The organism is Thalassolituus sp. UBA2009, from assembly GCF_002335285.1.
GTDB lineage: Bacteria > Pseudomonadota > Gammaproteobacteria > Pseudomonadales > Oceanobacteraceae > Venatoribacter > Venatoribacter alkanivorans.
In genome coordinates, this window is record NZ_DDCJ01000123.1 from 1 (window position 1) to 1,328 (window position 1,328).

At 54.4% G+C, this 1,328-nt stretch carries 1 protein-coding gene; it reads left to right on the forward strand.

Annotated elements, in window-relative coordinates; translation table 11 throughout:
- A partial coding sequence (locus B3P58_RS15235; protein WP_286718846.1) for a cell division protein ZipA C-terminal FtsZ-binding domain-containing protein occupies positions 1-1,249 on the forward strand: 1,249 nt, incomplete at its 5' end.
- Positions 1,250-1,328 lie beyond the last annotated feature (79 nt).

The following is a 1,328-nucleotide window of genomic DNA, read 5'->3' on the forward strand; positions in this document are numbered from 1 at the left end:
TCGTGTTGTTAATAAAGCGGCCGGTCAGAGCACCGTGCAGGATGCTTATGAGGATGATGCACTGCTTGGTTTTCGTCCGGCACAGCAGCGTGCGGCGGAGCAGGAGCGTCCGCGCCAGCCTGCACAGGAGCCGGTATTTACCGAGCTGGAAGGCAATTTCTCGACCGAAGAAGAGCCGGTTATTCCCTGGGAAGACGACCTGGGGCCAGCGCGCGTGGTGAAATCAGCCGTGGTTGTTAAACCGGTTGCCAAACCGCCGGTGGCTGAGTCTTTATCCGAACATTCTGATGCTGAAGCCAATACCGCTGCTGAGGACTCAGCAGAAGTTAATCCTGCAGAATATATGAGCGCAGAAAAAAGCCCGGGGTATGCCGGCGTGCAGTTGGGCCATAACCAGAAAATTCATGCCAGCGCGGCTCAGGCCAGAAGCGAACATCCGGTCGAAGATCTGGATATTCCGCCATCACCACTGATTCCCAAAGCCCGTCCGGTCAATCTGGATGAGCAGTTTCCGGTGTTGCTGGATGTCGAAGAGCTGGGCGATGACGATATTAAGCCGCAGGTCGAAGATGACAGCGTGGATGTGGAACCGGTGGTAAATAGCTCTGTAGCAGATACCCCGGTGTCCGATGAAGCAGAAGTGAGCGCTGACCCGCAGGAAGACAATCTGCCAGAGCTTGAAGACCCTGAGCATATTGACGATCCGCACCTTGAGCAGGAATTTGAAAAACTGCCATCAGAGCTGCCACTGCAGCCGGTGAATTTTGCCGGTGCCAATGCCGAATCTCTGGCCAGCCGCGGTATTCCGGAGCTGGTTCTGGAAATTCACGCCATTGCCCGTGATCCGGCTGGTTTTTCCGGCAAAGATGTTCTATTTCTGTTTAACAGTTGCGATCTGCGCTTTGGCGAAAAAGATATTTTTCACCGTTTTGAGCAGGCTGACGGTGAAGGCTGTATTCAGTTCTCGGTGGCGCAGAGTTATGAACCGGGCATTTTTGTCCCGGCCGCCATGGCGCAGCAGCATTTCCGCGGCCTGAGCTTCTTTATGAGCCTGCCGGGGGCGAAAAAGCCGCTGGAAGCCTATGAAGCCATGTCGGAAATGGCCCTGGTCGTTGCGCGTAAATTACGTGCCGATGTGTACGACGGTGCGCGCAGTGCATTAACCCCGCAGACCATGGAACACGACCGCCAGCAGATTATGGATTTTGAACGGCGTCAGCGTCTGGCCCTGAAAAAACAAGCTAAATAATATGAATACACAAAATGATCTTTTTGCAGAGGAGCCAACGGGCTCCTCTGCTTCTTCTGACAGCGCCATTGTGCCCTCC